25 protein-coding genes are annotated in these 23,280 nt (G+C 74.8%); 13 read left to right on the top strand and 12 right to left on the bottom strand.

Annotated elements, in window-relative coordinates:
• Nucleotides 1-223 precede the first annotated feature (223 nt).
• Together AAG589_RS16340 and ptsP are read left to right on the top strand one after the other, a co-directional pair.
• On the top strand, nt 224-1,615 hold the full coding sequence (locus AAG589_RS16340; protein ID WP_430568332.1) for a PTS transporter subunit EIIC: 1,392 nt from the start codon (nt 224-226) through the stop codon (nt 1,613-1,615).
• Nucleotides 1,615-3,315: a phosphoenolpyruvate--protein phosphotransferase gene (ptsP, locus tag AAG589_RS16335; protein WP_430568331.1), complete on the top strand. Its 1,701-nt coding sequence runs from the start codon at nt 1,615-1,617 to the stop codon at nt 3,313-3,315. The genes AAG589_RS16340 and ptsP overlap by 1 nt, the downstream gene beginning before the upstream one ends.
• Before the next feature lie 49 nt (nt 3,316-3,364).
• Here the strand turns inward: ptsP and AAG589_RS16330 are convergent, their stop codons facing one another.
• From AAG589_RS16330 to AAG589_RS16320, 3 genes are all read right to left on the bottom strand, one after another.
• Nucleotides 3,365-3,925: a vitamin K epoxide reductase family protein gene (locus AAG589_RS16330; protein ID WP_430568330.1), complete on the bottom strand. Its 561-nt coding sequence runs from the start codon at nt 3,923-3,925 to the stop codon at nt 3,365-3,367.
• Nucleotides 3,926-3,984: 59 nt separating this feature from the next.
• Nucleotides 3,985-4,257, bottom strand: coding sequence for an HPr family phosphocarrier protein (locus tag AAG589_RS16325; protein ID WP_430568329.1), 273 nt, complete (start codon nt 4,255-4,257; stop codon nt 3,985-3,987).
• A gap of 68 nt (nt 4,258-4,325) precedes the next feature.
• Nucleotides 4,326-5,102, bottom strand: coding sequence for a TetR/AcrR family transcriptional regulator (locus tag AAG589_RS16320; RefSeq protein ID WP_430568328.1), 777 nt, complete (start codon nt 5,100-5,102; stop codon nt 4,326-4,328).
• Nucleotides 5,103-5,224: 122 nt separating this feature from the next.
• Here AAG589_RS16320 and AAG589_RS16315 point away from each other — a divergent pair, with 122 nt between their 5' ends.
• On the top strand, nt 5,225-6,187 hold the full coding sequence (locus tag AAG589_RS16315; protein WP_430568327.1) for an ABC transporter ATP-binding protein: 963 nt from the start codon (nt 5,225-5,227) through the stop codon (nt 6,185-6,187).
• On the top strand, nt 6,184-7,029 hold the full coding sequence (locus AAG589_RS16310) for an ABC transporter permease (protein WP_430568326.1): 846 nt from the start codon (nt 6,184-6,186) through the stop codon (nt 7,027-7,029). The genes AAG589_RS16315 and AAG589_RS16310 overlap by 4 nt, the downstream gene beginning before the upstream one ends.
• A gap of 75 nt (nt 7,030-7,104) precedes the next feature.
• On the opposite strand, the gene AAG589_RS16305 is transcribed toward AAG589_RS16310, so the two are convergent.
• Nucleotides 7,105-7,944, bottom strand: coding sequence for an aldo/keto reductase (locus AAG589_RS16305; RefSeq protein ID WP_430568325.1), 840 nt, complete (start codon nt 7,942-7,944; stop codon nt 7,105-7,107).
• A 42-nt stretch (nt 7,945-7,986) separates the two neighbouring features.
• The gene (locus AAG589_RS16300) at nt 7,987-8,715 is read right to left on the bottom strand and encodes a cation diffusion facilitator family transporter (protein ID WP_430568324.1); all 729 of its coding nucleotides are present in this window, start codon (nt 8,713-8,715) and stop codon (nt 7,987-7,989) included.
• Between the two features lie 93 nt (nt 8,716-8,808).
• On the opposite strand from AAG589_RS16300, the gene AAG589_RS16295 reads away from it, so the two are divergent.
• Both AAG589_RS16295 and AAG589_RS16290 read left to right on the top strand, forming a co-directional pair.
• Nucleotides 8,809-9,054, top strand: coding sequence for a hypothetical protein (locus AAG589_RS16295; protein WP_430568323.1), 246 nt, complete (start codon nt 8,809-8,811; stop codon nt 9,052-9,054).
• 84 nt (nt 9,055-9,138) lie between these two features.
• Complete coding sequence (locus AAG589_RS16290) at nt 9,139-9,360, top strand: hypothetical protein (protein WP_430551660.1); 222 nt, start codon at nt 9,139-9,141, stop codon at nt 9,358-9,360.
• Between the two features lie 19 nt (nt 9,361-9,379).
• Here AAG589_RS16290 and AAG589_RS16285 read toward each other — a convergent pair whose 3' ends face one another.
• On the bottom strand, nt 9,380-9,931 hold the full coding sequence (locus AAG589_RS16285) for a TetR/AcrR family transcriptional regulator (RefSeq protein WP_430568322.1): 552 nt from the start codon (nt 9,929-9,931) through the stop codon (nt 9,380-9,382).
• 103 nt (nt 9,932-10,034) lie between these two features.
• Here AAG589_RS16285 and AAG589_RS16280 point away from each other — a divergent pair, with 103 nt between their 5' ends.
• A complete protein-coding gene (locus AAG589_RS16280) occupies nt 10,035-11,228 on the top strand; it encodes an FAD-dependent monooxygenase (RefSeq protein ID WP_430568321.1) in 1,194 nt (397 codons plus the stop codon).
• A 7-nt stretch (nt 11,229-11,235) separates the two neighbouring features.
• On the opposite strand, the gene AAG589_RS16275 is transcribed toward AAG589_RS16280, so the two are convergent.
• Nucleotides 11,236-11,580 carry a DUF1538 family protein gene (locus tag AAG589_RS16275; protein ID WP_430568320.1) on the bottom strand — a complete coding sequence of 115 codons (345 nt, stop codon included), beginning with the start codon at nt 11,578-11,580 and terminating at the stop codon, nt 11,236-11,238.
• Nucleotides 11,581-11,658: 78 nt separating this feature from the next.
• Here AAG589_RS16275 and AAG589_RS16270 point away from each other — a divergent pair, with 78 nt between their 5' ends.
• A complete protein-coding gene (locus AAG589_RS16270; RefSeq protein ID WP_430568319.1) occupies nt 11,659-13,617 on the top strand; it encodes an NHL domain-containing thioredoxin family protein in 1,959 nt (652 codons plus the stop codon).
• Nucleotides 13,618-13,653: 36 nt separating this feature from the next.
• The gene (locus AAG589_RS16265) at nt 13,654-14,520 is read left to right on the top strand and encodes a carbohydrate kinase family protein (RefSeq protein WP_430568318.1); all 867 of its coding nucleotides are present in this window, start codon (nt 13,654-13,656) and stop codon (nt 14,518-14,520) included.
• 55 nt (nt 14,521-14,575) lie between these two features.
• Here AAG589_RS16265 and AAG589_RS16260 read toward each other — a convergent pair whose 3' ends face one another.
• Nucleotides 14,576-15,271 carry a response regulator transcription factor gene (locus AAG589_RS16260; protein WP_430568317.1) on the bottom strand — a complete coding sequence of 232 codons (696 nt, stop codon included), beginning with the start codon at nt 15,269-15,271 and terminating at the stop codon, nt 14,576-14,578.
• Nucleotides 15,268-16,551, bottom strand: a complete 1,284-nt coding sequence (locus AAG589_RS16255; RefSeq protein WP_430568316.1) for a sensor histidine kinase — start codon at nt 16,549-16,551, stop codon at nt 15,268-15,270. Before AAG589_RS16255 ends, AAG589_RS16260 begins: the two co-directional genes overlap by 4 nt.
• Before the next feature lie 122 nt (nt 16,552-16,673).
• Between AAG589_RS16255 and AAG589_RS16250 the strand changes: the two genes are divergently transcribed.
• Complete coding sequence (locus AAG589_RS16250) at nt 16,674-17,435, top strand: GAP family protein (protein ID WP_430568315.1); 762 nt, start codon at nt 16,674-16,676, stop codon at nt 17,433-17,435.
• A gap of 7 nt (nt 17,436-17,442) precedes the next feature.
• Here AAG589_RS16250 and AAG589_RS16245 read toward each other — a convergent pair whose 3' ends face one another.
• A complete protein-coding gene (locus tag AAG589_RS16245) occupies nt 17,443-18,444 on the bottom strand; it encodes a phosphotransferase family protein (RefSeq protein WP_430568314.1) in 1,002 nt (333 codons plus the stop codon).
• Nucleotides 18,445-18,465: 21 nt separating this feature from the next.
• Nucleotides 18,466-19,110 carry an HAD family hydrolase gene (locus tag AAG589_RS16240; protein ID WP_430568313.1) on the bottom strand — a complete coding sequence of 215 codons (645 nt, stop codon included), beginning with the start codon at nt 19,108-19,110 and terminating at the stop codon, nt 18,466-18,468.
• Between the two features lie 99 nt (nt 19,111-19,209).
• Here AAG589_RS16240 and AAG589_RS16235 point away from each other — a divergent pair, with 99 nt between their 5' ends.
• Nucleotides 19,210-20,094, top strand: coding sequence for a sugar phosphate isomerase/epimerase family protein (locus tag AAG589_RS16235; RefSeq protein WP_430568312.1), 885 nt, complete (start codon nt 19,210-19,212; stop codon nt 20,092-20,094).
• 93 nt (nt 20,095-20,187) lie between these two features.
• Here the strand turns inward: AAG589_RS16235 and AAG589_RS16230 are convergent, their stop codons facing one another.
• On the bottom strand, nt 20,188-20,793 hold the full coding sequence (locus AAG589_RS16230) for a TetR/AcrR family transcriptional regulator (RefSeq protein WP_430568311.1): 606 nt from the start codon (nt 20,791-20,793) through the stop codon (nt 20,188-20,190).
• A 52-nt stretch (nt 20,794-20,845) separates the two neighbouring features.
• Between AAG589_RS16230 and AAG589_RS16225 the strand changes: the two genes are divergently transcribed.
• Both AAG589_RS16225 and AAG589_RS16220 read left to right on the top strand, forming a co-directional pair.
• Nucleotides 20,846-21,388 carry a DinB family protein gene (locus AAG589_RS16225; protein WP_430568310.1) on the top strand — a complete coding sequence of 181 codons (543 nt, stop codon included), beginning with the start codon at nt 20,846-20,848 and terminating at the stop codon, nt 21,386-21,388.
• 86 nt (nt 21,389-21,474) lie between these two features.
• The gene (locus AAG589_RS16220) at nt 21,475-22,473 is read left to right on the top strand and encodes a hypothetical protein (protein WP_430568309.1); all 999 of its coding nucleotides are present in this window, start codon (nt 21,475-21,477) and stop codon (nt 22,471-22,473) included.
• Nucleotides 22,474-23,280: the final 807 nt, after the last annotated feature.

Genomic DNA, 23,280 nt, shown 5'->3' with positions numbered 1-23,280 from the left:
GCGTCGCCGCCCGTCGCCGGAGCCGATCCGCCCGGGCCGCGGCCCGGGGTTGACACATCATGAGGTCTAGACCACTCTTCCTGCAAGTGGTCCAGACAACCTGCCGGTGGCAGCGTGTGGATCATCGGCAACGACGCCGCACGCGTCGCGACACAGCCGCCGGACGACGCCGGCCCGGCACTGCAGGACACGCCCGCCCCGGGCCATCCATCGGAGGAGAACCATGACCACGGTCGCAGAGACCAAGGAGAAGCGGGGATTCCCCGGCCTGGCGCAGCTGCAGCGCGTCGGCCGCTCGCTGATGCTGCCCATCGCCTCGCTGCCCGCCGCCGCGCTGCTGCTGCGCCTGGGCCAGCCCGACATGCTCGGCGCCGACGGCGTCGCCGGCACGCTCCCCTGGATGCAGCCGGTCGCCGACGTCCTCGGCGCCGCCGGCAACGCGCTGTTCGACAACCTGGCGATGATCTTCGCGCTCGGCGTGGCCATCGGCTACGCCCGCAAGGCGGACGGCTCCACGGGCCTCGCCGCGCTCATCGGGTACCTGGTCTTCACCGGCGTGACGGACGCGCTGTCGCCCACCGTCCTCGGCCTGCCCGCCGACGGAGAGGAGCAGGAGCTCATCAACTACGGCGTCCTGGGCGGCATCGTCATCGGCCTCACGGCCGCCCTGCTGTACCAGAAGTACTACCGGATCAAGCTGCCCGCGTACCTCGCGTTCTTCGGCGGACGGCGCTTCGTCCCGATCGTCACGGCCGGCGCGTCCGTCGTCATCGGCGTGGTCTTCGCGCTGATCTACCCCGCGTTCGACTGGCTGTTCAACGAGCAGATCGGCGGGTTCGTCACCGGCTCCACCGTCATCGGCGCGTTCGTCTACGGCACGCTCAACCGCCTGCTCGTGCCGATCGGCCTGCACCACCTGCTCAACTCGCTGCCCTGGTACCAGTTCGGCTCGTACACCGGCGCCGACGGCACGGTCGCGCACGGCGACATCTTCCGGTTCCTCGCCGGCGACCCCACGGCCGGCACGTTCATGACCGGCTTCTTCCCGATCATGATGTTCGCGCTGCCCGCCGCCGCCCTCGCGATCATCCACACCGCCAAGCCCAAGAACCGCAAGGTCATCGCCGGCGTCATGGGCTCGGCCGCCCTGGTCGCGTTCGTCACCGGCGTCACCGAGCCGCTCGAGTTCGCGTTCGTCTACGTGGCCTACCCGCTGTACGCGATCCACGCCGTGCTCACCGGCACGTCGATGGCGCTCGTCAACGCGCTCGGCATCCGGGACGGCTTCGGCTTCTCCGCCGGCGTCATCGACTACCTGCTGAACTTCCGCATCGCCGAGATGCCCCTGCTGCTCATCCCGATCGGGCTGGGCTACGCGGTGATCTACTACCTCCTGTTCCGCTGGGTCATCACCAAGTGGAACCTCCGGACCCCCGGACGCGAGGACGACCCGGAGGAGGCGGCCGCCGTCGCGGGCGACCAGGCGGCCCAGGCCGGCACGTCGTCGGACGCGGCGGCGGGTGAGCCGGCGGCCAGGACGGACACCGTCGGCGCCCAGGCGGGCGGCTCGGCGGGCGGGCCCGTGGGGTCCGCGAAGGAGAAGGGCTCGGCCTGATGAGCACCACCCTCACCGGTGCCCCGGTGAGCCCCGGGCGGGCGGCCGGCGTCGTCGTGACGATGCCGGCCCCCGTCCCGGAGCCCCCGGCGGCGGTCCGCGACACGACCGACGCGTCCGGTGCCGACGGTGCCGACCGTGCCGACGACGCGGTGTCCCGCCTGGGCGCCGCGACGGCGGCCGTCCAGGAGCGCCTCGCCGCGCAGGCGGCGCAGGCCACGGGGACGGCGGCCGACGTGCTCGCCGTGACGGCCGCGATGGCGGCCGACCCCACCCTCGCCTCCGACGCCGAGCGCCGCGTGCGCGACGAGGCCGCGACGCCCGAGCGGGCCGTGTGGGACGCCGCGAACGGTCTGGCCGCGCAGCTCGAGCCGCTCGGGCCGCCGCTGAGCGAGCGTGCCCGCGACGTGCGCGACGTGCGCGACCGGATCGTCGCCGAGCTCACCGGCGTGCGCCCGCCGGGCGTGCCGTCGCCGGGGCACCCCTTCGTGCTGGTCGCCGACGACCTGGCCCCGGCCGACACGGCGACCCTCGACCCGGAGGCGGTCGTCGCGATCGTCACCAGCGGGGGCGGCCCGACGTCGCACACGGCGATCCTGGCGCGCGCGCTGGGCATCCCCGCCGTCGTGGCCGCCCGCGGGGCCGAGGACCTGGCCGAGGGCGAGACCGTCGTCGTCGACGGGGGCACCGGCACGGTCCTGCGCGACCCGTCGGACGCCGAGGTCGAGGCGGCGCGCAGCGCCGTCCGCGTCGAGCGCGAGTTCGACGGCCACGGCCGCACCGCCGACGGGCACCGGGTGGAGCTGCTCGCCAACGTCGCCGACCCGGAGGCCGCGCAGGCCGCCGTCGCGGCGCACGCCGAGGGCGTGGGCCTGTTCCGCACCGAGTTCTGCTTCCTCGGGCGCGACGTCGAGCCGAGCGTCGACGAGCAGGTCGCCGCCTACCGCGGGGTGCTGTCCGCGTTCGCGGGCCGCAAGGTCGTGGTGCGCACGCTCGACGCCGGCGCGGACAAGCCGCTGCCCTTCGTCACGGCCGACGACGAGCCCAACCCGGCGCTCGGGGTCCGCGGCCTGCGCACCGCCGTCGCCCACCCCGAGGTGCTCGACCGGCAGCTGCAGGCGATCGCGGCGGCCGCGGAGGCGGAGTCCGCCGACGTGTGGGTCATGGCGCCGATGGTCGCCACGACCGACGAGGCGCGGTCGTTCGTCGCGGCGTGCGAGCAGCACGGGCTGCGGCGCGCCGGCGCGATGATCGAGGTCCCGGCCGCCGCGCTGCGCTCGCGACGGGTCTTCGAGCACGCCACGTTCGGCAGCATCGGCACCAACGACCTCACCCAGTACGCGATGGCCGCCGACCGGATGCTCGGCGACCTCGCCGCGCTGTCCACGTCGTGGCAGCCCGCCGTCCTCGAGCTGGTGCGCGCCACGTGCGACGGCGCGCACGCGCACGGCCGCCCGGTGGGCGTGTGCGGCGAGGCGGCGGCCGACGCCGTGCTGGCGCCCGTGCTCGTGGGGCTCGGCGTGACGTCGCTGTCCATGACGCCGCGCGCGCTCGCGGACGTCGCGGCCGTCCTGGCGGAGGTGTCGTTCGCGCGGTGCCGCGACCTGGCGCGCGTCGCGCTGGAGCAGCCCGACGCCGACGCCGCCCGCTCCGCCGTCCGGCGCGAGCTGGCCGGCGTCCTGGAGCCCCTCGGCCTCTGAGTGCCGGTGGTTGAGCCTGTCGAAACCCGGCGACGTGGTTTCGACAGGCTCAACCAGCGAAGAGGGCCGTGCCGTACTTGAGCAGGACGGCGGCGGCGAGGAGCAGGAACCACGCGGCGGTGAGGATGCCGAACGCGCCGGAGCGCACCAGCGACATCGCCCAGGACTGCAGCCGCGCGGGCCAGAAGAGGTTGTCCTCCAGGATGTTCCAGTGCAGCATCGACGCGAACACGAGCGTCGTGGAGACGGTGATCGTCAGGCACCACGGGCACAGCGCGCCGATGACGAACATCGACTGGTAGAAGAGCCAGTACGCGAAGACGAAGCCCAGCAGGTAGACGGTCTGCGCGGCCGTCATGAACCAGCGCGGGAACCGCACGCCGGCCAGCCCGGCGACGGCCACGGTGATGACCACGGACTCGGCGATGAGCCCGAGGAACGCGTTCGGGAAGCCGAACAGGCTCGCCTGCCACGACGTGCCGACGGTGCCGCAGGAGACGACGGCGTTGAGGTCGCAGGCCAGCGTCGCGTCGGGGTGCGCCGCGAGCTCGACGGCGTCGACCGACAGGACGAAGGCCGCGACGAGGCCGACGAGCGCCCCGACGAGCATCTCGCCGAACAGCCAGCCGGCCGAGTGGAAGAACCCGCTCGGCCGCGGGGACCGGTCCGTCAGGCCACCGCTTCGGAGGAGAGGAACTCGACGAGGGCGTCGAGCGCGGCCGTCGCGTCGTCGCCGTCGGCCTCGGTGCGCAGCACCACCTCGTCGCCGGCGTCGGCGCCGAGGGTCATGATCCCGAGGATGCTCGCGGCGTCCACGGCGTCGCCGCCGGCGGTCTTGGCGATCTTCACCGGGACGGGCTGCTGGCCGGCCTTCTGCGCGAAGAGCGCGGCCGGGCGGGCGTGCAGGCCCTCGGTGATGGCGACGACGACGGTGCGTTCCATGGGGTCCTCCGGGACGGTGGTCTGGACCAGTTCATCGTAGGGACGCCGCGGCGGGAAGGGAAGCCCGCTCAGCGCGCGTCGCGCGCCCGGTCGATCGCCATCTGCACGGAGTCGAGCAGCCGCTCCATCGACGCGTCGAACGGGGTGGCCTCGGCGTCGAAACCGCCCGCCTCCCAGATGCGCAGCATCGTGGGGTACCGCCCCGGGTCGAACCAGTCGGCCCAGAAGCTGCTCATCGACGTCCAGTACTCGTCGTTGCTCTGGCCGGAGGCGTCCTTCTCGGCCGCCTCCGCGACGGTGGAGCGCGCCAGCCCGCGCACGAACGCGTCCACCAGCCCGACGATCTCCACCACCTGACGCTCCGGCAGCCCGGTGTCCACGAGGGTGCGCAGCCCGCACTCCTGGGCGTCGAGCACGGCCGGGGTGAGCGGCAGGCGCCACATGTTGGTCTGCAGGATCCACGGGTGGCGCTGGAACAGCTCCCAGTGGGCGCGGGCGTACGCGGCGAGCCCGTCGCGCCACGGGGCGTCGGCGGGCGGCAGCTCGAGCTCCGCGAAGGCGCGGTCGATCATGAGGTCGAGCAGCTCGGTGCGACCGGGGACGTACGTGTACAGCGACATGGCGCCGACGCCGAGCCGGGCCGCGACCTTGCGCATCGACAGCGCGTCCAGGCCGTCGGTGTCGGCGATCGCGGTGCCCGCCCCGACGACGTCCTCCAGGGTCAGGCGCGCGCGGCGGCCGCGCCCCGAGGGGCGCGGCGGGTCCCACAGGAGGGCGAGCCGGCGGACGACCTCGGGCGGGCGAGGCACGTCGTCGGCGGGTGGTTGCGGCGTGGTGCTCGACATGGCTCGTCATCCTCCCACCCCTGCCGTGCGGTCGGCCCGCGGGGTCTTGTCGGACCCCCTGGCTAGAGTCGAGACTAGTTTCAGTACAGCGTACGAGAGATGCGGGCGAGAGGGGTGCGGGGATGATCCGAGCACGGGGGCTGACCAAGACGTTCAGCCGCAGGAAAGAGACCGTCGAGGCGGTCAAGGGGATCGACGTCGACGTCGCGGAGGGGGAGCTGGTCGCCTTCCTGGGCCCCAACGGCGCCGGGAAGTCCACGACGCTGCGGATGCTGACGTCGCTGCTGGAGCCGACGGCGGGCGAGGCCATCGTGGCCGGGTACGACGTCGTCGCGCACCCGGCGCAGGTGCGGGCCCGGCTGGGCTTCATCGGGCAGGGCAACGGCGGCGGCTTCAGCTACAAGGTCATCGACGAGCTGCACAACCAGGGCCGCTTCTACGGCCTGCCGCCCGAGGTCTACAAGGAACGCGCCGCCGACCTCATGGCGGCGCTCGAGCTGGGCGGCCTCGAGAAGCGGTCGGTGCAGTCGTTGTCCGGCGGCCAGCGTCGTCGCCTCGACGTCGCGCTCGGACTGATGAACCACCCGCCGCTGCTGTTCCTCGACGAGCCCACCACCGGGCTCGACCCGCACTCGCGGGCCAACCTGTGGGGGCACATCACGGCGATGCGCGAGCGGTACGGCATGACGGTGGTGCTCACCACCCACTACCTCGACGAGGCGGACAGCATGGCCGAGCGCGTCGTCGTCATCGACCACGGCGAGATCATCGCGGACGCCGCGCCCGACACCCTCAAGCACCGGTATGCCGACGACTCCCTCACCCTCGTGGTCGGCACGGACGACGGCGCCGCGGTCCGGTCCGCACTGGCCGAGGGCCTGGGCGACGTCGAGCTCGCCGCCCACGGCGCGGGGCTGCAGGTGCGGGTCGGCACGGCCCAGGGCGCCGAGGCGCTGCCCGCCGCCATCGAGGCGCTGCGCGTGGCCGGCATCCCCACCGCGTCGGCGAGCGCCCGCCAGGCCAGCCTCGACGACGTGTTCCTCAACCTGACCGGCCGGAGCCTGCGCGAGGAGGCGGCAGCATGACTGAGCAGACCCGCACCACCACGGCGGCGGCGCACGAGGCGCCGCGCATCGTCACGCGCACCGGCCCGGGCAAGTTCTTCGCGGACACCGGGGCGGTCTTCACCCGCGAGATCCTGCTGACGCTCCGCGACCCGTTCACGCTGATCTTCTCGTTGCTGCAGCCGCTGATCTTCCTGGGCCTGTTCGGGCCGCTGCTCACCGGCACGTTCGGCGGTGGCTTCGGGGGAGAGGGGGCGAGCACGGCCGACACCCTGCAGTGGTTCGTGCCCGGCGTGATCGTCATGATCTCGCTGTTCGGCACCTCGATGACCGGCTCGAACCTGCTGTACGAGGTCATGACGGGCTCCTACGAGCGGGTGCTCGCCACCCCGCTCGACCGCTCGGCGATCCTCGTGGGCCGGGCGCTCAAGGAGTTCGCGCCGCTGCTCGTGCAGGGCCTCCTCATCGCGGTGGTCTGCATCCCGTTCGGGTTCACGTTCCACGTGCTGCCCGCGCTGTTCGGGCTCGCGCTGCTGGGCCTGTTCGGCATCGGCGTGGGCGCGCTGTCCCTCGCGCTGGCGCTGGCGTCCAAGAACCGCGAGTGGCTGTTCTGGGGCGTGCAGCAATCGCTGCTGTTCCCGCTGCTCATCCTGTCCGGGATGATGCTGCCGCTCGAGGCCGGCCCGGCGTGGATGCAGACGGCGGCGAGGTTCAACCCGCTGACCTACATGGTCGACGCCGAGCGCGTGCTGTTCGGTGGCACGTTCGCAGACAGCGCCGTCCTGTGGGGCGTCGTCGCCGCGGCCGCCACCTGCGCCGTCGGCCTCGTCGTCGGGATCCGCGCCACCCGCAAGGCCGTCTGACCTCCTGTCGGTCGAGCCTGTCGAGACCCGGGGAGTTCTCGACCGGGTTTCGACAGGCTCGACCAGCGGGAGGGGTCAGCGGCCGGTGTCGTTCATCTCGTCCGGGTGGGAGCCGATGCGCTCGCCGCGGTCGAGGCCGGTGATGGCGGCCATGTCCTCGCCGGAGAGCTCGAAGTCGAAGATCTCCAGGTTCTCGCGGATGCGCGACGGCGTCGCGGACTTGGGGAAGACGACGTCGCCGCGCTGCACGTGCCAGCGCAGCACCACCTGGGCGGGGGTGCGCTCGTGCTCGGCGGCGATGCGCGCGAGGGTCGGGTCGTCGAGCACCCGGCCGCGGCCCAGCGGTGACCAGGCCTCCGTGACGATGCCGTGCTCGGCGTCGAAGGCGCGGACCTCCTCGTTGCCGAACCACGGGTGGATCTCCACCTGGTTGACGGCGGGCACCACGGTGCCCTCCGCGAGGATGCGCCGCAGGTGGTGCGGCTGGAAGTTCGAGGTGCCGATCGCGCGGGCCCGGCCGGAGCGGTACAGCTCCTCGAGCGCGCCCCACGCCTCGACGAACCGGCCGACGGCGGGCAGCGGCCAGTGGATGAGGAACAGGTCCACGTGGTCGAGGCCGAGCTCCTCCAGCGACCGGTCGAACGCCTCCAGCGCGGCGTCGTGCTCGTGGAACGCGTTGTTCAGCTTGGTGGTGACGAAGAGGTCGTCGCGCGGCAGCCCGGCCGCGGCGATGGCCTCGCCGACGCCGCGCTCGTTGCGGTACATCTGCGCGGTGTCGATGTGCCGGTAGCCCGCCTCCAGGGCGGTCAGCACCAGCTCGCGCGTCTCCTCCGGCGGGACCTTGAAGACGCCGTAGCCGAGCTGCGGGATCGACGTGCCGTTGTTCAGGGGCAGGGACGGGATCTCGGTGCTCATGTCACCCATCTTGTCCCGGGTGCCGTGGTGTCGCGCGACCGGTCAGCGCGGACCGGCCGCCCCGCCGTCGACGCGGGGCGCGCAGCAGCCGTCGTCGCAGCCGTCGTCGTCGCAGCTGTCGTCACCTGCGAAGAGTGCCCCGACGGGGGTGCAGCAGGCGTCGCCGCGCCAGGCTTCGACGCCCTCGCGCACCGCGAAGCCGGCGATGACGAGGGCCGCGAGCGGATCGGCCCACGACCAGCCGAGCGTGGCGTTGAGGACCAGACCGACCAGCAGCACCGCCGACAGGTACGTGCAGATCAGGGTCTGCTTCGAGTCGGCGACGGCGGACGCCGAGCCGAGCTCGCGGCCCGTGCGCCGCTCGGCCCACGACAGGAACGGCATGATCGCGAGGCTGACTGCGGCGAGCGCGATGCCGACGGGGGAGTGGTCCGGCTCGGTGGCGCCGAGCAGCGTGCGGGCGGCGTCGACGGTGACGAACAGGGCCAGCCCGAAGAACGACACCGCGATGAGCCGCAGCGCGACGCGCTCGCGGCGGTGCGGGTCGGGCGCGGCGAACTGCCACGCGACGGCGGCCGCGGACAGCACCTCCACCACGGAGTCCAGGCCGAAGCCGACCAGCGCCGCCGACGAGGCCGCGCGGCCCGCCGCGACGGCCACGACCGCCTCGACGACGTTGTACGCGATCGTCGCGGCGACGATCCACCGCACCCGGCGCTCGAGGAGCGCCCGGCGCGCCGACGGGGCGGGGGTGAGCGGAAGGCCTGTCACCTGGCCGACGGTACACGGATATCTGTACCGTCGACCAGGCCGGCGGGATCGCCCGCGACCCGCACCGTCTCGCGCGGCAGGCATGCTGTACCCATGTCGAAGAGTCTGCCCCTGGGCCCCACGGTGATCGACGACGACCGGGAGGTGCGGTTCGTCGCCGGGACGAGCCAGTTCGCGATGCGCCTCAAGGACGGGCACCTGCACGTGCGCGCCATCGACACCGGCGAGGGCGAGGCGCAGCTCTCGGTCTCCCCGACGTCGAGGAGCACGCTCGACCTGCGCATCCAGCGTCGGTCGCCGCAGGGCCCCGTGGAGGTCGAGGGCCCGACCGTGCGGTAGCCGGAGCCCGCGGGCGTCGGCCGCGACGCCCGGACTGTGGCCCTGTCGGCGGGTGGCGCACAATGGAGGGGTCGGAGGTGTTCCATGGTCACGATCGACGAGGCACGCGCCGCCAAGCCCGCCCTGCGCGAGGCGCTCGAGAGCGTCGAGGGGGTGCGCGGCGTCGGGCTCGCCCAGCGCGGCGACGAGACGGACTGGGTGCTGCAGGTGAACGTCGTCTCCCTCAGCGCGCGCAAGGACGTGCCGCCCCAGGTGGACGGGGTCCCCGTGCAGGTGACGGTGGTCGGCGCGGTCACCGCGCTCTGACGCCCTGAGGTGCTGACGCTCAGGCGGCCAGCGCCGACAGCGCGGTCACCTGCTCCAGCAGCTCGTCCGCCCCGACGGCGTCGTCGGGGTCGAGGAGCACCCGCGACACCGCCCCCAGCAGCAGCATCTGCACGAGTGCGCCCTGCGCGTCCGGGACCCCGAAGAGCTCGGCCAGCGCGGTGCGGGCGTGCGCGTTGTCGGCGGCGAGGGCGGCGGCCCGCTCCGGGTCGCGTGCCGCGGCCGCGACGAGCTCGAGCTGCACCGCCCAGAGGGCGCGGTCGTCGGCGACCGACGCCATCACCCGCTGCCACACGGCGCGGAACCGCTCGCCGGGCGCCGCTCCCAGGTCCTCGGCCCCGATGGACTCCAGCACGTCGCCCCAGTCGCGCAGCGCGTCGACGAGCGCGGCGTCGAGCAGCGCCTCCTTGCTCCCGAAGTGGTACCCGATCGCCGCGAGGCTCACGCCGGCCGCGGTGGCGACGTCGCGCGCCGACGTGCGGGCGTACCCCTTGTCGCGGAGGCAGGTCCGGGCGGCGGTGAGGAGCGCGGCCCTGTTGTCGATGGAGCGCATGGGCCCATGCTAGCTCGAACGTCTGAAACGAATGTCTTGCACGATCGTCTCAATCGGGTCTAGCGTGGTGCGCGCCACCTTCCTCACGGTCAGGAGAACTCCCATGCACCGCTCCGTCCTCGTCTCCGGCGGCGGCGTCGCCGGCCTCGCGCTCGCGCACCGGCTCGCCGCCCGCGGCGACGCCGTGACCGTCGTCGAGCAGGCTCCCGCGCCCCGCGCCGGCGGCTACAAGGTCGACGTGCGGGGCGCCGCGCTGCAGGTCCTGGACCGCATGGGCCTGCTCGAGGAGGCCCGGACCCTGCGCACCGAGGTCCGCGCGGGCACGGTCGTCGACGCCCGTGGGCGCCGGGCCGCCAGCATGGACGGCGACACCTTCGGCGGGCGCGTGCACGACGACGTCGAGCTGCTGCGCGGCGACCTGCACCGCCTCCTGCGCGAGGGCGCCGCGGAGGCGGAGCACGTCTACGGCGACTCGATCCGGTCCCTGCTGGACACCGGCGACGGCGTGGAGGTCGAGCTCGCCTCCGGCCGCACGGGGCGCTACGACGTCGTCGTCGGCGCCGACGGCCTCCGCTCGCGGACGCGGAACCTGGTGCTCGGGCCGGACGAGCGGCACGTCGTCGACCTCGGGTACTACGTGGCCGTCGCGACCGTCCCCAACCGGCTCGGCCTCGACCGCGAGGAGGTCACGTACGTGGGCCCCGGCCGCACCGCCCTGGTCTACGCCACGGCGCGGGAGGAGGGCGCGCGGGCGATGTTCCTGTGGTCGTCCGGGCCGCTCGGTCACCGGGGCCTCGGCCGCGAGGAGCGCGAGCGTCTGCTCGCCGACGCTTACGCCGGCGAGGGGTGGGAGGTACCGGGCCTGCTGGCCGACGTGCCCGCCTCGCCCGACCTGCTGTTCGACTCCCTCAGCCAGGTGCGCGCCGAGCGGTGGTCGGCCGGGCGCACCGTGCTGCTGGGCGACGCGGCCTGCTGCGCGTCGGCGGCGTCCGGGCAGGGCACGAGCCTCGCGCTCGTCGGCGCGTACGTGCTGGCCGCCGCCCTCGACGCGCACGACGAGCCCGTCGCGGCGTTCGCCGACTACGAGCGCAGGATGCGCCCGTTCGCGGCGGCCAACCAGGCGCTCGGACCGGCGAACATCAAGCGGATGGTGGTCGGCACCCGCGGGCAGGTGCGTGCCTCGCTCGCGATGCTGCGGGTCATGGACAGGCTGCCCGGCAAGGACCGGATGATGGCCGCGATGACGGCGCCCATCCACCGGGCGGCGAACGCCGTCGAGCTGCCCGACGCCGCGTGAGCGAGCGTCACTCGCCGCCCGGGGGTGCGCCGATCGCCCGGTTGTAGACGACGTCGAGCTGCATCGCGAGGCGCCAGACCTCGGCGAGCGTGACCACCAGCCCGATCACCGCGGTGAGGAGGCCGAGGTAGTACGCCGCGTCGCCGCTCTGGTTCCCCGTCTCGTCGACCATCACCATGGCGTCGAGGTTCGTCTGCTGGCCGACCTGGAACAGGACCAGCCCGACGATCAGCAGCACGATGCCGACCACCAGCGCGGTGGCCGACGGCTTGCGGGGCGGGTACGCGGGCGCGCCTGGCGCGGCGGCGGCCGGTGCGGGATCTGCAGCGGGGGAGCTGCCGTCGTCGGTCATGGGCACAGTGTCCCGGTGGGTCCGAGGGCCGGTCTACGGCGACACGGGTGAACCCGAGGTATCCCGCAGAATGGAGAGGTGAGCTCTTCCCGTCTGCCCCGTGTCCGCGCCTCCGAGCTGGTCGGCCGCGGCTGGCTCAACACCGGCGGCCGCGACGTCACCCTCGCGGACCTGCGGGGCAAGGTCGTCGTGATCGACTTCTGGACCTTCTGCTGCGTCAACTGCCTGCACGTGCTGGACGAGCTGCGCGAGCTGGAGGAGCGGCACCGCGACGAGCTGGTGATCGTGGGCGTGCACTCGCCCAAGTTCGCGCACGAGGCGGACCCGGACGCGCTGGCCGCCGCCGTCGAGCGGTACGAGGTGCACCACCCGGTGCTCGACGACCCGGAGCTGGTCACCTGGGGCGCGTACACGGCGCGCGCCTGGCCGACGCTCGTCGTCGTCGACCCCGAGGGGTACGTCGTGGCGCAGATGGCCGGGGAGGGGCACGCGTCGGCGATCGAGGCGATCGTCGAGGAGCTCGTGGCCGAGCACGACGCCCAGGGCACGCTGCACCGCGGCGACGGCCCTTACGTGCCGCCCGCGCCGACGTCGGGCACGCTGCGCTTCCCGGCCAAGGCGGTCGCGCTGCCGAGCGGGAACCTGCTCGTGGCCGACGCCGGACACCACGCGCTGGCGGAGCTCGCGCCCGACGGCGAGACGCTGGTGCGGCGCATCGGCTCGGGCGAGCGGGGGCTGGTCGACGGAGGGCCGGACGACGCGCGGTTCAGCGAGCCCAACGGGCTCTGCCGGGTGCCGGACGAGCTGCGCCCCGCGCTCGGCTACGACGTGCTCGTCGCCGACACCGTGAACCACGCGCTGCGCGGGGTCGACCTGGCGACGGGTCGCGTGCGCACGGTGGCGGGCACCGGCGCGCAGTTCATGGTCGGCGGGCAGGAGAACGTCGTCGGGTCGACGGACGCGTTCGACCCGGCCGCCACCTACCCCGCGACCTCCGTGCGCCTCAGCTCCCCGTGGGACGTCGCGTGGTCGCCGCGGCTCGGCGCGTTCGTCGTCGCGATGGCCGGGAACCACACGCTGTGGACGTTCGACCCGCTGGAGGCGACGGTCACCCTCCTCGCCGGCACGATGAACGAGGGGCTGGAGGACGGGCCGGGCGCCGGCGCCTGGTTCGCGCAGCCGTCCGGGCTGGCGCCGGCGGTCATGGTCTCGACGGACTCGACCGACGGGGACGCGCTCTGGCTCGCCGACGCGGAGACGTCCGCCCTGCGCCGCGTGGTCCCCGCCGACGACGGGTCGGTCGTGGTGAGCACCGCCGTCGGGCAGGGGCTGTTCGACTTCGGCCACCGCGACGGCGCAGCGGGCGAGGCGCTGCTGCAGCACCCGCTGGGCGTGGCGTCGCTGCCGGACGGGAGCGTCGTCGTCGCGGACACGTACAACGGCGCGCTGCGCCGGTACGACCCGGCGGCGGGCGGTTCGTCGGGCACCGTGACCACGCTCGCCACCGGCCTCGCGGAGCCGAGCGACGTGCTCGTCGAGGCCTCGGACGACGCGGTCCACCTGCTGGTGGTGGAGTCCGCCGCCCACCGGCTGACGCGGGTCGCGCTGCCGGCGGACGTCGCGGGCCAGGTGCTCGACGGCGGAGCGCAGCGGGTGGCGCGCCCGGCGACGGAGGTCGCGCCGGGGGAGCTGCGGCTGGACGTGCCGTTCGTGCCCGCGCCGGGGCAGAAGCTCGACGACCGCTGGGGCCCGTCCACCGAGCTGCGCGTCAGCGCCACCCCGCCCGAGCTGCTGCTCGGCGGCGCGGGCGACGGCGTCGACCTGGGCCGCGTGCTCGTGCTCAACCCTGACGTGGCGGAGGGGGTGCTGCACGTGACCGCGAAGGCCGCGTCGTGCGACGCCGTCCCCCTCGGCCCGGACGGCGAGCCCGACCCCGACGTCTTCCCCGCGTGCCACCTGGCGCAGCAGGACTGGGGCGTGCCGGTGCGCGTGACGCCCGACGGCGACGCGACGCTCAGCCTGCCGCTGCGCGGCTGACACGGGCCGGCGTCGCGGCGCCCTAGGGTGCCCGTCGTGACCACACCGAGCACCGCCGACGTCCTCGTCGCCGGCCCCGCGTCCTGGAACCGCATCGTGCACCTGGACGCGCTGCCCGATCCCACGCCGCACACCGTGTTCGCGCGTGGCGCGTACGACACCGTCGGCGGCACGTCCGCGGGCAAGGCGCTCAACCTGGCGAGCCTGGGGCGCGGCGTCGTGCTGCGCACCGTGCTCGGGGACGACGACGAGGGTGCGCGCGTGCGCGGCGTGCTCGACGATGCCGGCGTGCGGGTGCTCGCCGAGCCGTCCCCGGACGGGCGCACCGAGAGCCACCTCAACCTCATGGACCCCGGCGGCGGCCGGCTGTCCGTCTACCTGCGCGCGCCGGGCGACGTCGCCGCCGCCGGGCCGGCCTGGGACGCGACGCTCGCGGCCGTGGACGCCGCCGCGGCCGTCGTCGTCGACCTCGCCGCGCACTCCGTCCCCGTGCTCGCCGCGGCGGCCGAGCGGTGCCGCGACGTGTGGGTGGACCTGCACGACTACGACGGCGTCGCGGACTTCCACCGCCCGTGGGCGGAGGCGGGCACGCACGTGTTCCTCAGCTCCGACCGGCTGCCCGACCACCGCGCGTTCATGGCCGAGCGGCTCGACGCCGGGGCGCGGCTGGTCGTGTGCACGCACGGCGCGCGCGGCGCCACGGCCCTCACGGCCGACGGCTTCCTCGACGTCCCCGCCGAGCGGGTGGACGACGTCGTGGACACCAACGGTGCGGGCGACGGGTTCTTCGCCGGCTTCCTCGACGCGCACCTGCGCGGCGCCGGGCTCGCCGAGGCGCTCGCGGCGGCCGCCGCGCACGCCGCGCGGGTGGTGCGCAGCCCGGCCCTGGCGCCGACGGACTAGGTCGTGCTTGAGAATGACTCGACCGTCTGAGCCGCCCCTAGGGCGTCGAGGCCTGTCAGGCCAGGCCGACGTCCCGCGCGACGATCGCCGCCTGCATCCGCGACACGACGCCGAGCTTGGCCAGCACGCGCGACACGTGGGTCTTCGCGGTGGCCTCGGTGATGACCAGCTCGTCCGCGATGCCCTGGTTGGACAGGCCGCGGCCCAGCGCGCCCAGCACGTCGACCTCGCGCGGCGTGAGGTCCGCGAGCCGGGGGTCCGTGGTGCGCGGCGCCGCGCCCGGGACGGGACCGGCGGGAGGGGCTGGCGGCGCGGCGCCCGACAGCTGCGCGAGCACGCGGCGGGTCACCTCCGGCGCGAGGACGCCGTCGCCGGCCGCGACGCGCCGCACGGCGTCGAGCAGCGCGGCCGGCTCCGCCGTCTTGAGCAGGAAGCCGGCGGCGCCGGCTCGCAGCGCGCCGTCCACGTACTCGTCCAGGTCGAAGGTGGTGAGCACCAGCACGTCGGCCAGCCCCTCGGCGGCGATGGCGCGCGTGGCGGCGATGCCGTCCGTTCCCGGCATGCGCAGGTCCATGAGGACGACGTCGGGCCGCAGCGCGCGGGCGTTCGTCACCGCGGCGTCGCCGTCGGCCGCCTCGCCGACCACCTCGACGTCGTCCGCCGCGTCCAGGAGCATCCGCAGCCCGGCGCGGATCGCGGCGTGGTCGTCGGCGATCAGCACGCGGACCGTGCCGGGAGAGGCTTGCGTCATGAGTTCCCGCCTTCGTCCTGGGTGCTGAGCGGAAGTCGCGCTCGCACGGCCCACCCGCCGTCGTCCGTCGGCCCGGCATCGAACGCGCCGCCGAGCGCCTCCGCGCGCTCGCGCATGGTGAGCATCCCCGTCCCCGCGCTGATCGGCAGGCCGGCGGCGTCCACGGGTCCACCCCGGCCCGACGGCGGCGCGGCGTTCCGCACCTCCAGCACCACCGCGCGGAGGCGCGGTCGCTGCCCACGGGCCAGGCGCACCGTCACCGCCGCCCCGGGCGCGTGCTTGCGGGCGTTGGTGAGCGACTCCTGCACGATCCGGTACAGGGCGTGCCCGACGGCGGCCGGCAGGTCGGCGCCGGCGACGTCGTCCGGGTCCTCGGCCGTCACGACCGTGCCGCCCGCCCGGGCGAGCTCGAGCAGGTCGTCGAGGCGGTCGAGCCGGCCGGGAGCCGCGAGCGGGTCCCGCGGCGAGTCGGCGCGCAGCAGCTCGATCATCGACCGCATCTCCGTGAGCGACGCGACCGCGCTGGTGCGGACCTGCTCCAGCGCGCCGCGGTCGCGCGCGGCGTCCGGCGAAGTGCTCAGCGCGGCCCCGGAGTGGATCGCGATGGTGGACAGGTGCGAGGCGATGACGTCGTGCAGGTCGCGGGCCATCGCCGCCCGCTCCGCACGCACCGCCTCGTGCCGGTCCAGCTCGGCGATGCGGGCGAGGTCGTCGGCCCGCGCACGCTCCACGGCCGCCAGCTCGGACTTCTGCCGCACGTTGTCGGCCCACCACATCGGCACCAGCAGGATCGCGCCGAACTGCAGGCCCGCGTAGACGAACATCCGCACGTCCCGGGTCAGCTCGCCGACGGCGATCGCGCCGCCCAGCGACAGCACCACCGCCGTGCCCCAGAGCCAGCGCCGCGCCGTCGGGCCCGACCACAGCGCCGCCGCGTACAGCAGGTCCCACAGCACGAGCATCATCGCGACGCTGCCGGCCCAGAGCACGACGTCGACCGCCGTCACCACGACGCCGCCCGCGAGCGCCAGCATCGGCCGGGACCGCTTCGCCAGCGTGATGGCGCAGCCCACCGCCAGCAGGAGCACCCGCCACGCCGGGTCGGGAGGGGTGGTCAGCGACGGTTCGACGCTGTAGATGTCGACGAGCCCGACCTCGATGAGGAGCCAGCCGAGGAGGAACAGCGTCACGGCGGTCGTGACGTCGCCGCGCCGGTCGTCGCCGCCCCACACCCGCGCGAGCCTTCCCAGGAAGGTGGGCGCGGGGCGGTCGGTCGTCACCGCACCATCCCAGCACAGGGCGCACGGCGGGGGATCGGTCGAAGGGTGTACCTGCGGTGGGCGGTGCAGGATCAGTCGTTCGGGCGACGACGGCGTGCGGGCGCGTCGGGAGGATCGTCGGCATGGACCTCATCGACCTCGGCGGGCTGGAGGGCGCCGGGCTCGGCGTCATGGCGGGGGCGCTCGTCGTGCTGGCGCTGATCGACTCGACCAGCTTCGGCACCCTGCTCATCCCCGTGTGGCTGCTCATGGCGCCCGGCCGCCCGCGCCCGGTGCGCCTGCTCGCCTACCTCGGCACCGTCGCGGCGTTCTACCTCGCGGTGGGGATCACGGTGATGCTCGGCGCGGGGGCCCTGCTGGACCGGTACGGCGACGCCCTGGACTCGCGGCCCGCGATGCTGCTGCAGCTGGCGCTCGGCGTCTTCCTGTTCGCGATCAGCTGGCGCTTCGACGGCAAGAAGGCCGAGGCGCGCGCCGCCCGGGACGGCGCGAAGCCGGGCCGGCTGGTGCGCTGGCGGGGCCGGGCCGTGGGCACCGAGGCGGACGCGTCGCTCCTGCCGCTGCTGGGGCTGGCGCTCGGCGCGGTGGCGCTCGAGGTCGGGACGATGCTGCCGTACCTGGCGGCGATCGGCCTGATCACGACGTCGGGCCTGGGCACCGGCGCGAGCGTCGGCGTGCTCGCCGCGTACTGCGTGGTCATGGTGCTGCCCGCGCTGCTCCTGCTGGGCGCGCGGCTGGCCGCCGCCCGGGTCGTCGAGCCGCGGCTGGCGCGGCTGGAGCGGTGGCTGTCCAAGAACGCCGCCGACCTCACGGGCTGGACGCTCGGCATCCTCGGCGTGCTCCTCGCGCTCAACGCCCTCGGCCGGCTCGGCTGGACGGGCTGACCCGGCGTCAGCCGCGCGGGTCGAGCTCGCCGAGGATCCGCTCCAGGTTGGCGTGCGCGTGCGTCGCCTGCCAGTCGCGCCGGTCGCCGGTGTAGCCGCGCGGCACGACCTCGACGGTCAGCAGGCACGCGAAGTACGCGCGGTACAGCTGCAGCCGCGTCCAGGCGTCGGGGTCGCCAGAGCCGGGGGTGCCGTCGCCGAGCCCCAGCTCGCCGCCGGCCTGGCGGTACCCCGCCAGCAGGTCGGGGTCGACGGCGCCCGCGCCGAACTGGTCGGCCCCGACGAGCTCGAACAGCGGGTCGCCCCACAGCGCGCGCTCGGCGTCGAGCACCCCGCAGACGGTGCCCTCCGACCGGTCCAGCAGCAGGTTCCCCTCCCACAGGTCGGCGTGCACGAGGCGTGGGGCGGTGACGGCGGCGAGCAGGTCGCGATGGCGCGCGGCGACGGCGAGCAGCCGGTCGCCCGGCAGGTCGACGCCCCAGCGTGCGGCGTCGTCGAGCGCGGCACGGATCATGGCGGTGAGCGCGTCGGGCCAGGTGTCCGCCGACAGCCCGGACTCGGGCGCCGGGTACCCGAACCGCGCGCCGGGGACGATGGCGTGCAGCCGGGCCATGAAGGCGCCGAGCGAGCGCCGCGCCCGGGCGGTGGCGAGCGGCTCGAGCTCGAGGGCGCTCCACAGGTCGCCCTCGAGGAACGTCACGACCATCGCGTCGCCGTCCACGTGCCGACGCGACGTGTCGGTGAGCAGCACCCGCGGCACCGGCAGGCCGGCGTCGTGCCCCAGGCGGTTCACCGCCGCCTCCGTGCCGAGCAGGCCGTGCTCGTAGCGCAGCAGGCGCGACATGTCGGCCCCGGTCACCTTGACCACGACCCGCCGACCGGCGTCCAGGTCGGCGCGCAGCACGCTGGCGAACAGCCCGCCGGACAGCGGCTCGACCCGGCGCACGGTGCCGAGCGGGGCGACGATCGCGGCGACCTGGTGGTCGCTGACCGGGGTCTTCGTCAGCATGCGGTGAGCGTAGCGGGGCGCTCAGACCGCCAGGAGGGCGGGCAGCTCCAGGAGCGAGTCGACGACGGTGGCGCGCGCGGCCTCCGGGCGCTCGGCGTGCAGGTAGCCCCACGGCCCGCGCCGGATCAGGACCGGCAGCATGCCGGCGTCGGCGGCAGGCAGCACGTCGTTGTCGAGCCGGTCGCCGACGTACGCGATCTCGGTGGCGGGCACGCCGGTGAGCTCAGCGACCTTCGCGAAGAACCCCGGGTCGGGCTTGGCCACGCCCCACTCGTCGGAGGTGCGGATCGCGTCCACGGGCAGGTCCATCGCCTCGAGCGCGGCGCGGGCCTGCGGCGGCTGGTTCCCGGCGACGACGACGGCGAGCCCCGCGGCGCGCAGCGCGGCGAGCGCCTCGCGCACGTCGGGGTACAGGTCGTCGCCGTCGAAGTTCTCCCGCAGGCCGGTCGGGTCGTCGGCGGCCCAGCGCTGGATCTCGGCGGGGACGTCGAGGTCCGGGCGCACCATCTCGAACGCGTGCCGGTGCGACAGGTCCAGGGCCGCGCAGCCGCCGAGCACCCCGAGGAACGTCAGGGCGGGCACCCCCAGCCGGTCGGCCCACCGGGTCCAGATCCGGGTCTCGTCGATCAGGGTCTCGCCGACGTCGAACACCACCGCGCGCACCATGCCCGCGACCCTATCCGCCGTCGGCGGCCCGAGCCTGCGTCCCCGGGAGGACAGCCGCTTGTCAGGAGCCGTTCAGTCACGGCGGCTATCGTGCGAACCATGGCCGGCCCGCGCGAACCCTCGTCCGTCCCCGTGACGCTGTCCACCGCGTCGGTGTACCCGCGCCGCGCGGCGTTCGCGTTCGAGGTCGCGGCCGAGCTGGGGTACGACGGCGTCGAGGTCATGGTGTGGTCGGACCCGGCCACCCAGGACCCGGCGGCGCTGCAGCACCTGTCCGACGAGCACGGCGTGCCGATCCGGTCCGTGCACGCGCCCACCCTGCTGGTCAGCCAGCGGGTGTGGGGCCGGGCACCGGCCGACAAGCTGCGTCGCGCCGTCGACATGGCGGGCGAGCTCGGGGCCCCGACCGTGGTGGTGCACCCACCGTTCCGCTGGCAGTACAAGTACGCCAGGCAGTTCCAGGACCTGGTGCACGAGCTCAACGAGGCCAGCCTCGACCAGGAGGGCGGCGTCACCGTCGCCGTCGAGAACATGTACCCGTGGAAGCCGCGCTCCCGCGGCGACCGCGAGCTCAAGGCCTACCTGCCCGGCTGGGACCCGGCCGAGCACGACTACGACGCCGTCACGCTCGACCTCTCCCACGCGGCCATCGCCCACCAGGACGGCCTGGCCCTGGTGCACGGCTTCGGGGACAAGCTGCGGCACGTGCACCTGGCCGACGGGACGGCGTCCGGCCGCGACGAGCACATGGTGCCCGGCCGCGGCGACATGGCCTGCGACAAGGTGCTGGAGGAGCTGGCGCGGCGCGACTACGGCGGCGACGTCGTCGTCGAGATCTCCACCCGCAAGGCGCGCACCGCGAGCGAGCGGCACGCCGACCTCCAGGCGGCGCTCAAGTTCGCGCGCGCGCACCTCGCGCCGGTGCCGGAGCCCTACCAGCCGCCGCCGCCCGAGCACCACCACCTGCCCGCCGACGCCTGGTGAGCATTCGTTGGTCGAGCCTGTCGGGACCCAGCACCGGGTTTCGACAGGCTCAACCAGCGGAGGTCGGGGTTTCGACAGGCTCGACCAACGGCGTCAGCCGGCGACGGGGACGCGGGCGCCCACGGCCCGCAGCACGAACGCCTCGGTGGCGCGGATCGCGCGCTCGCGGGCGGCGGGGTCGTCCGGGATGAGCCGGCCCGACAGGCACGCGTTGACCAGCTGGACGGTGGGCTCGATGTCCTGCTCGGGGAACTCGCCCTCCGCGATCCCCGCGCGCAGGATGCGCTTGAGGATGGACTCCACGATCTCCGCGTGCTCCCGCAGGCGCGCCTGCGTGGTGCGCGACAGCACGGTGCGCAGGTCCGGGCCGGGGGCGAGGTGGAAGACGCGGGTGAGCTGGGCCTGCTGGCGGATGTAGGTGCGGAGCTGCTCGACCGGGTCGTCCACCTCGGCGAGGGCCCGCTCCAGGGTCTGCGCGTACTGCTCGGTCTCGTGGGTGATGAAGCCCAGCAGCAGCGCCTCCTTGTCCGGGAAGTGGTTGTAGACGGCGGTGCGCCCGACGCCGGCAGCCGTCGCGATGTCGGCCAGCGTGACCGAGTCGAACCCGCGCTCCGACATCAGCGTCGACAGGGCGGTGAACAGCTTGTGCCGGGTCATCTGGCGGTGCTCGTGCAGGCTCTTCCCGATGATCTTGGGCATGCTGACATCATAGGCAGCCGTTGTCAGCACCTCGGGACGCTAGGGTGCCGGTGTGACCGACCCCACCGCACAGCCGGACGGCATCGTCCCGGACACCAAGGACTGGACCTGGGTGCTGGACCGCCCCTGCCCGGAGTGCGGCTTCGCGGCCGCCGGCGTGGAGCCGGCGGACGTCGGCCCGGCCGTCCGCGAGACGCTGCCCCGCTGGCGCGCCGCCCTCGCCCGGCCCGACGTGGCCGAGCGGCCGCGCGCGGGCGTCTGGTCGACGCTCGAGTACGCCGCCCACGTGCGCGACGTCTTCCGCATCTTCGACGAGCGGCTCGCGCTCATGCTCGCCCACGACGACCCGGCGTTCGCCAACTGGGACCAGGACGTCGCGGCGCTCGAGGGGGACTACGCCCACCAGGACCCGCGGGCGCTCGCCGGCGAGCTCGCCGCCGCGGGCGAGGCCGTGGCGGCGGCGTTCGACGCCGTCGCGCCCGGTCAGGCCGAGCGCACGGGGCGCCGCTCCAACGGCTCGGTCTTCACCGTCCGCACGCTGGGGCAGTACTTCCTGCACGACGTCGTGCACCACCTGCACGACGTGCGCGCCTGAGGTCCGGAGCCTGCGAAGCCGCAGGTCACACGCTCGCAACACGGCCGTGACACGCAGGTGACGGCGGGGCCGCTACGGTCCGCGCCATGGCCTCCGTCCCGGCGCTCGTCCCCGCGGAGCACACCTCCGACCACGTGCTCGTCGTGCCCCGCCCGGACGGCGCCGCGGCGGATCACGACCTGACCGAGCTGGCCGCCGCGTGGTTCGACGACGTCCGCTGGCTGAGCGCGCCGTCCTCGGCGACACCGTCGCGGCCCGCCGGGGGCGCGCGGTTCCACGGCGTGCGGGCCGCGCCCCGCCCGGCCGCGGGCGTGCTGCGGCTGGGCGAGGAGCACCGGGCCACCGGGCCCTTCCTGCTCGACGCCGCGGCCGCCGCCGCGCTGGGGTGCGCGCACCCGGCGGACGCGTGGGCGCTGGGCCGTGCGGACGGCGCGCTCGACGTCCGGGGCGGCCGGCCCGCGGTGCACGACGATCGCGACGGCGTCGCGCGCGCCTTCGCCGCCGCGCTGCCGGTGGGGGAGGAGCTGCGCCTGGTCGGCTGGGCCGTCGCCGTGGCGCGGCGCGTCTCGGGGCTGCTGCTCGCCGACGGCCGGCAGGTGCTGCGCCCCGACCCGGGTGCCTCCGTCGACCTGTCGGTCTGGCCGGGCCGCCCGGTGCCCGCCGGGGAGCTGCTCGAGGTGGCGCGCGCCGTGGTCGCCACCGCCACGCTCGAGGCCGCGCCGGGCGGCGCCGGCCACCGGGTGCTGGCCCGCACGCCGTACGACGGCGACCTGGTCGCCACCCCGGAGGCGGCGCGCGGCCTGCCGCGCGCGCTCGCGACGCACCCGTGGCCGGACGGCGCGCCCGCGACCGTGCTGCGCCTCGCGTGGCGACCGCAGGACCCGTACGAGCTGCAGGTGGCCGACCCGTCGGGGCTGCACGTCATCGCCCGGGACCGGGCGCGGGGCCTGCTGGCGCGGCTCGCGGCGCTGCTGCACGAGCGGGCGGGCGGAGCCGTCGTCGACGACGCGGGCTTCGTGGCGAGCGCGGCCGACCTGGAGCAGCGGCGGCTGTCGCCGCCCCCGGGGGCACGCGCCTGGGTGTGACGGCGTGCGTCCACGTCGTTGTCCACAGCCTCTTTCCACAGGTGCTGTCCACAGGGCGGCGCGCGGTGGACCCCTGCGGTCCTCACCTGCGACGTTCCAGGGTGGAACGGTGTCCGAGGCGACGCGGTGACCCCTGCGGCGCCGTGGTGCCCGGCGGGCAGCGCCCCGGCGTCAGCCGCAGCATTCCGCGGTTTCTCCGGGGATATCGGGGAGCGTGGCGGCGGGCCGGCGGTGACGGGGTCGGCGTCCGCCGCCGGGTCGGCGCGTGTCGCGCCCGGCGCGTCGTCCACAAATTTCTTCCACAGGGCTGTGGGCGGTGTGGGGATTCCGCGGGTGAACCTGTGGACGAACCTGTGGCCGAAGGATCCGCCCGGAAAACCTGCTCCGCACCCCTTGCACCGCACCGGCAGCAGGTCTAGAAACGTGCGTACCGGTCTTGCGGAGATCGGGTCGACGACCACCTGAGAAGGGCGGTCGCCTGCCCTCTCCACGGGACTCGGTCGACCGGAGAACGACGGGCCGTCCCGTACCGCGGTGCGGGTTGTGGGTGACGACACAGGTGCCTGTACGGGGCCGGAAGACCACCCGCGTCCGGCTGTTCGTGGAGAACGGGTTCTGCAGAGGCGACGACGCACCAGGCCTCGACGGGACACGGCGAACGGCCGGGGTCGTGACGTCGCCACGGCACCCCTGGTCCCCGGGACCGTCGATCAGGGGGACGCGGTTCTCTCCGAGGCCCCCCGGCCGCCCCGGGGGGCCTCGGCATGTCGGGCCGTCCCCGCCCACCGGTCGGGCCGTCCCCGCCCA

Source organism: Isoptericola sp. F-RaC21, from assembly GCF_038593535.1.
In the GTDB taxonomy this organism is placed as follows: domain Bacteria; phylum Actinomycetota; class Actinomycetes; order Actinomycetales; family Cellulomonadaceae; genus Isoptericola.
This window is presented reverse-complemented; position numbering and strand designations above follow the sequence as displayed.

What these genes read in the sequence shown, in the direction of transcription:
- AAG589_RS16235 (WP_430568312.1), top strand. Translation starts at nt 19,210, where the DNA reads ATGGCCGGCCCGCGCGAACCCTCGTCCGTCCCCGTGACGCTGTCCACC.
- AAG589_RS16340 (WP_430568332.1), top strand. Translation starts at nt 224, where the DNA reads ATGACCACGGTCGCAGAGACCAAGGAGAAGCGGGGATTCCCCGGCCTG.
- AAG589_RS16330 (WP_430568330.1), bottom strand. Translation starts at nt 3,925, where the DNA reads ATGCTCGTCGGGGCGCTCGTCGGCCTCGTCGCGGCCTTCGTCCTGTCG.
- AAG589_RS16310 (WP_430568326.1), top strand. Translation starts at nt 6,184, where the DNA reads ATGACTGAGCAGACCCGCACCACCACGGCGGCGGCGCACGAGGCGCCG.
- AAG589_RS16285 (WP_430568322.1), bottom strand. Translation starts at nt 9,931, where the DNA reads ATGCGCTCCATCGACAACAGGGCCGCGCTCCTCACCGCCGCCCGGACC.
- AAG589_RS16240 (WP_430568313.1), bottom strand. Translation starts at nt 19,110, where the DNA reads ATGGTGCGCGCGGTGGTGTTCGACGTCGGCGAGACCCTGATCGACGAG.
- AAG589_RS16280 (WP_430568321.1), top strand. Translation starts at nt 10,035, where the DNA reads ATGCACCGCTCCGTCCTCGTCTCCGGCGGCGGCGTCGCCGGCCTCGCG.
- AAG589_RS16325 (WP_430568329.1), bottom strand. Translation starts at nt 4,257, where the DNA reads ATGGAACGCACCGTCGTCGTCGCCATCACCGAGGGCCTGCACGCCCGC.
- AAG589_RS16295 (WP_430568323.1), top strand. Translation starts at nt 8,809, where the DNA reads ATGTCGAAGAGTCTGCCCCTGGGCCCCACGGTGATCGACGACGACCGG.
- AAG589_RS16275 (WP_430568320.1), bottom strand. Translation starts at nt 11,580, where the DNA reads ATGACCGACGACGGCAGCTCCCCCGCTGCAGATCCCGCACCGGCCGCC.
- AAG589_RS16315 (WP_430568327.1), top strand. Translation starts at nt 5,225, where the DNA reads ATGATCCGAGCACGGGGGCTGACCAAGACGTTCAGCCGCAGGAAAGAG.
- AAG589_RS16250 (WP_430568315.1), top strand. Translation starts at nt 16,674, where the DNA reads ATGGACCTCATCGACCTCGGCGGGCTGGAGGGCGCCGGGCTCGGCGTC.
- AAG589_RS16320 (WP_430568328.1), bottom strand. Translation starts at nt 5,102, where the DNA reads ATGTCGAGCACCACGCCGCAACCACCCGCCGACGACGTGCCTCGCCCG.
- AAG589_RS16305 (WP_430568325.1), bottom strand. Translation starts at nt 7,944, where the DNA reads ATGAGCACCGAGATCCCGTCCCTGCCCCTGAACAACGGCACGTCGATC.
- ptsP (WP_430568331.1), top strand. Translation starts at nt 1,615, where the DNA reads ATGAGCACCACCCTCACCGGTGCCCCGGTGAGCCCCGGGCGGGCGGCC.
- AAG589_RS16260 (WP_430568317.1), bottom strand. Translation starts at nt 15,271, where the DNA reads ATGACGCAAGCCTCTCCCGGCACGGTCCGCGTGCTGATCGCCGACGAC.
- AAG589_RS16245 (WP_430568314.1), bottom strand. Translation starts at nt 18,444, where the DNA reads ATGCTGACGAAGACCCCGGTCAGCGACCACCAGGTCGCCGCGATCGTC.
- AAG589_RS16230 (WP_430568311.1), bottom strand. Translation starts at nt 20,793, where the DNA reads ATGCCCAAGATCATCGGGAAGAGCCTGCACGAGCACCGCCAGATGACC.
- AAG589_RS16290 (WP_430551660.1), top strand. Translation starts at nt 9,139, where the DNA reads ATGGTCACGATCGACGAGGCACGCGCCGCCAAGCCCGCCCTGCGCGAG.
- AAG589_RS16220 (WP_430568309.1), top strand. Translation starts at nt 21,475, where the DNA reads ATGGCCTCCGTCCCGGCGCTCGTCCCCGCGGAGCACACCTCCGACCAC.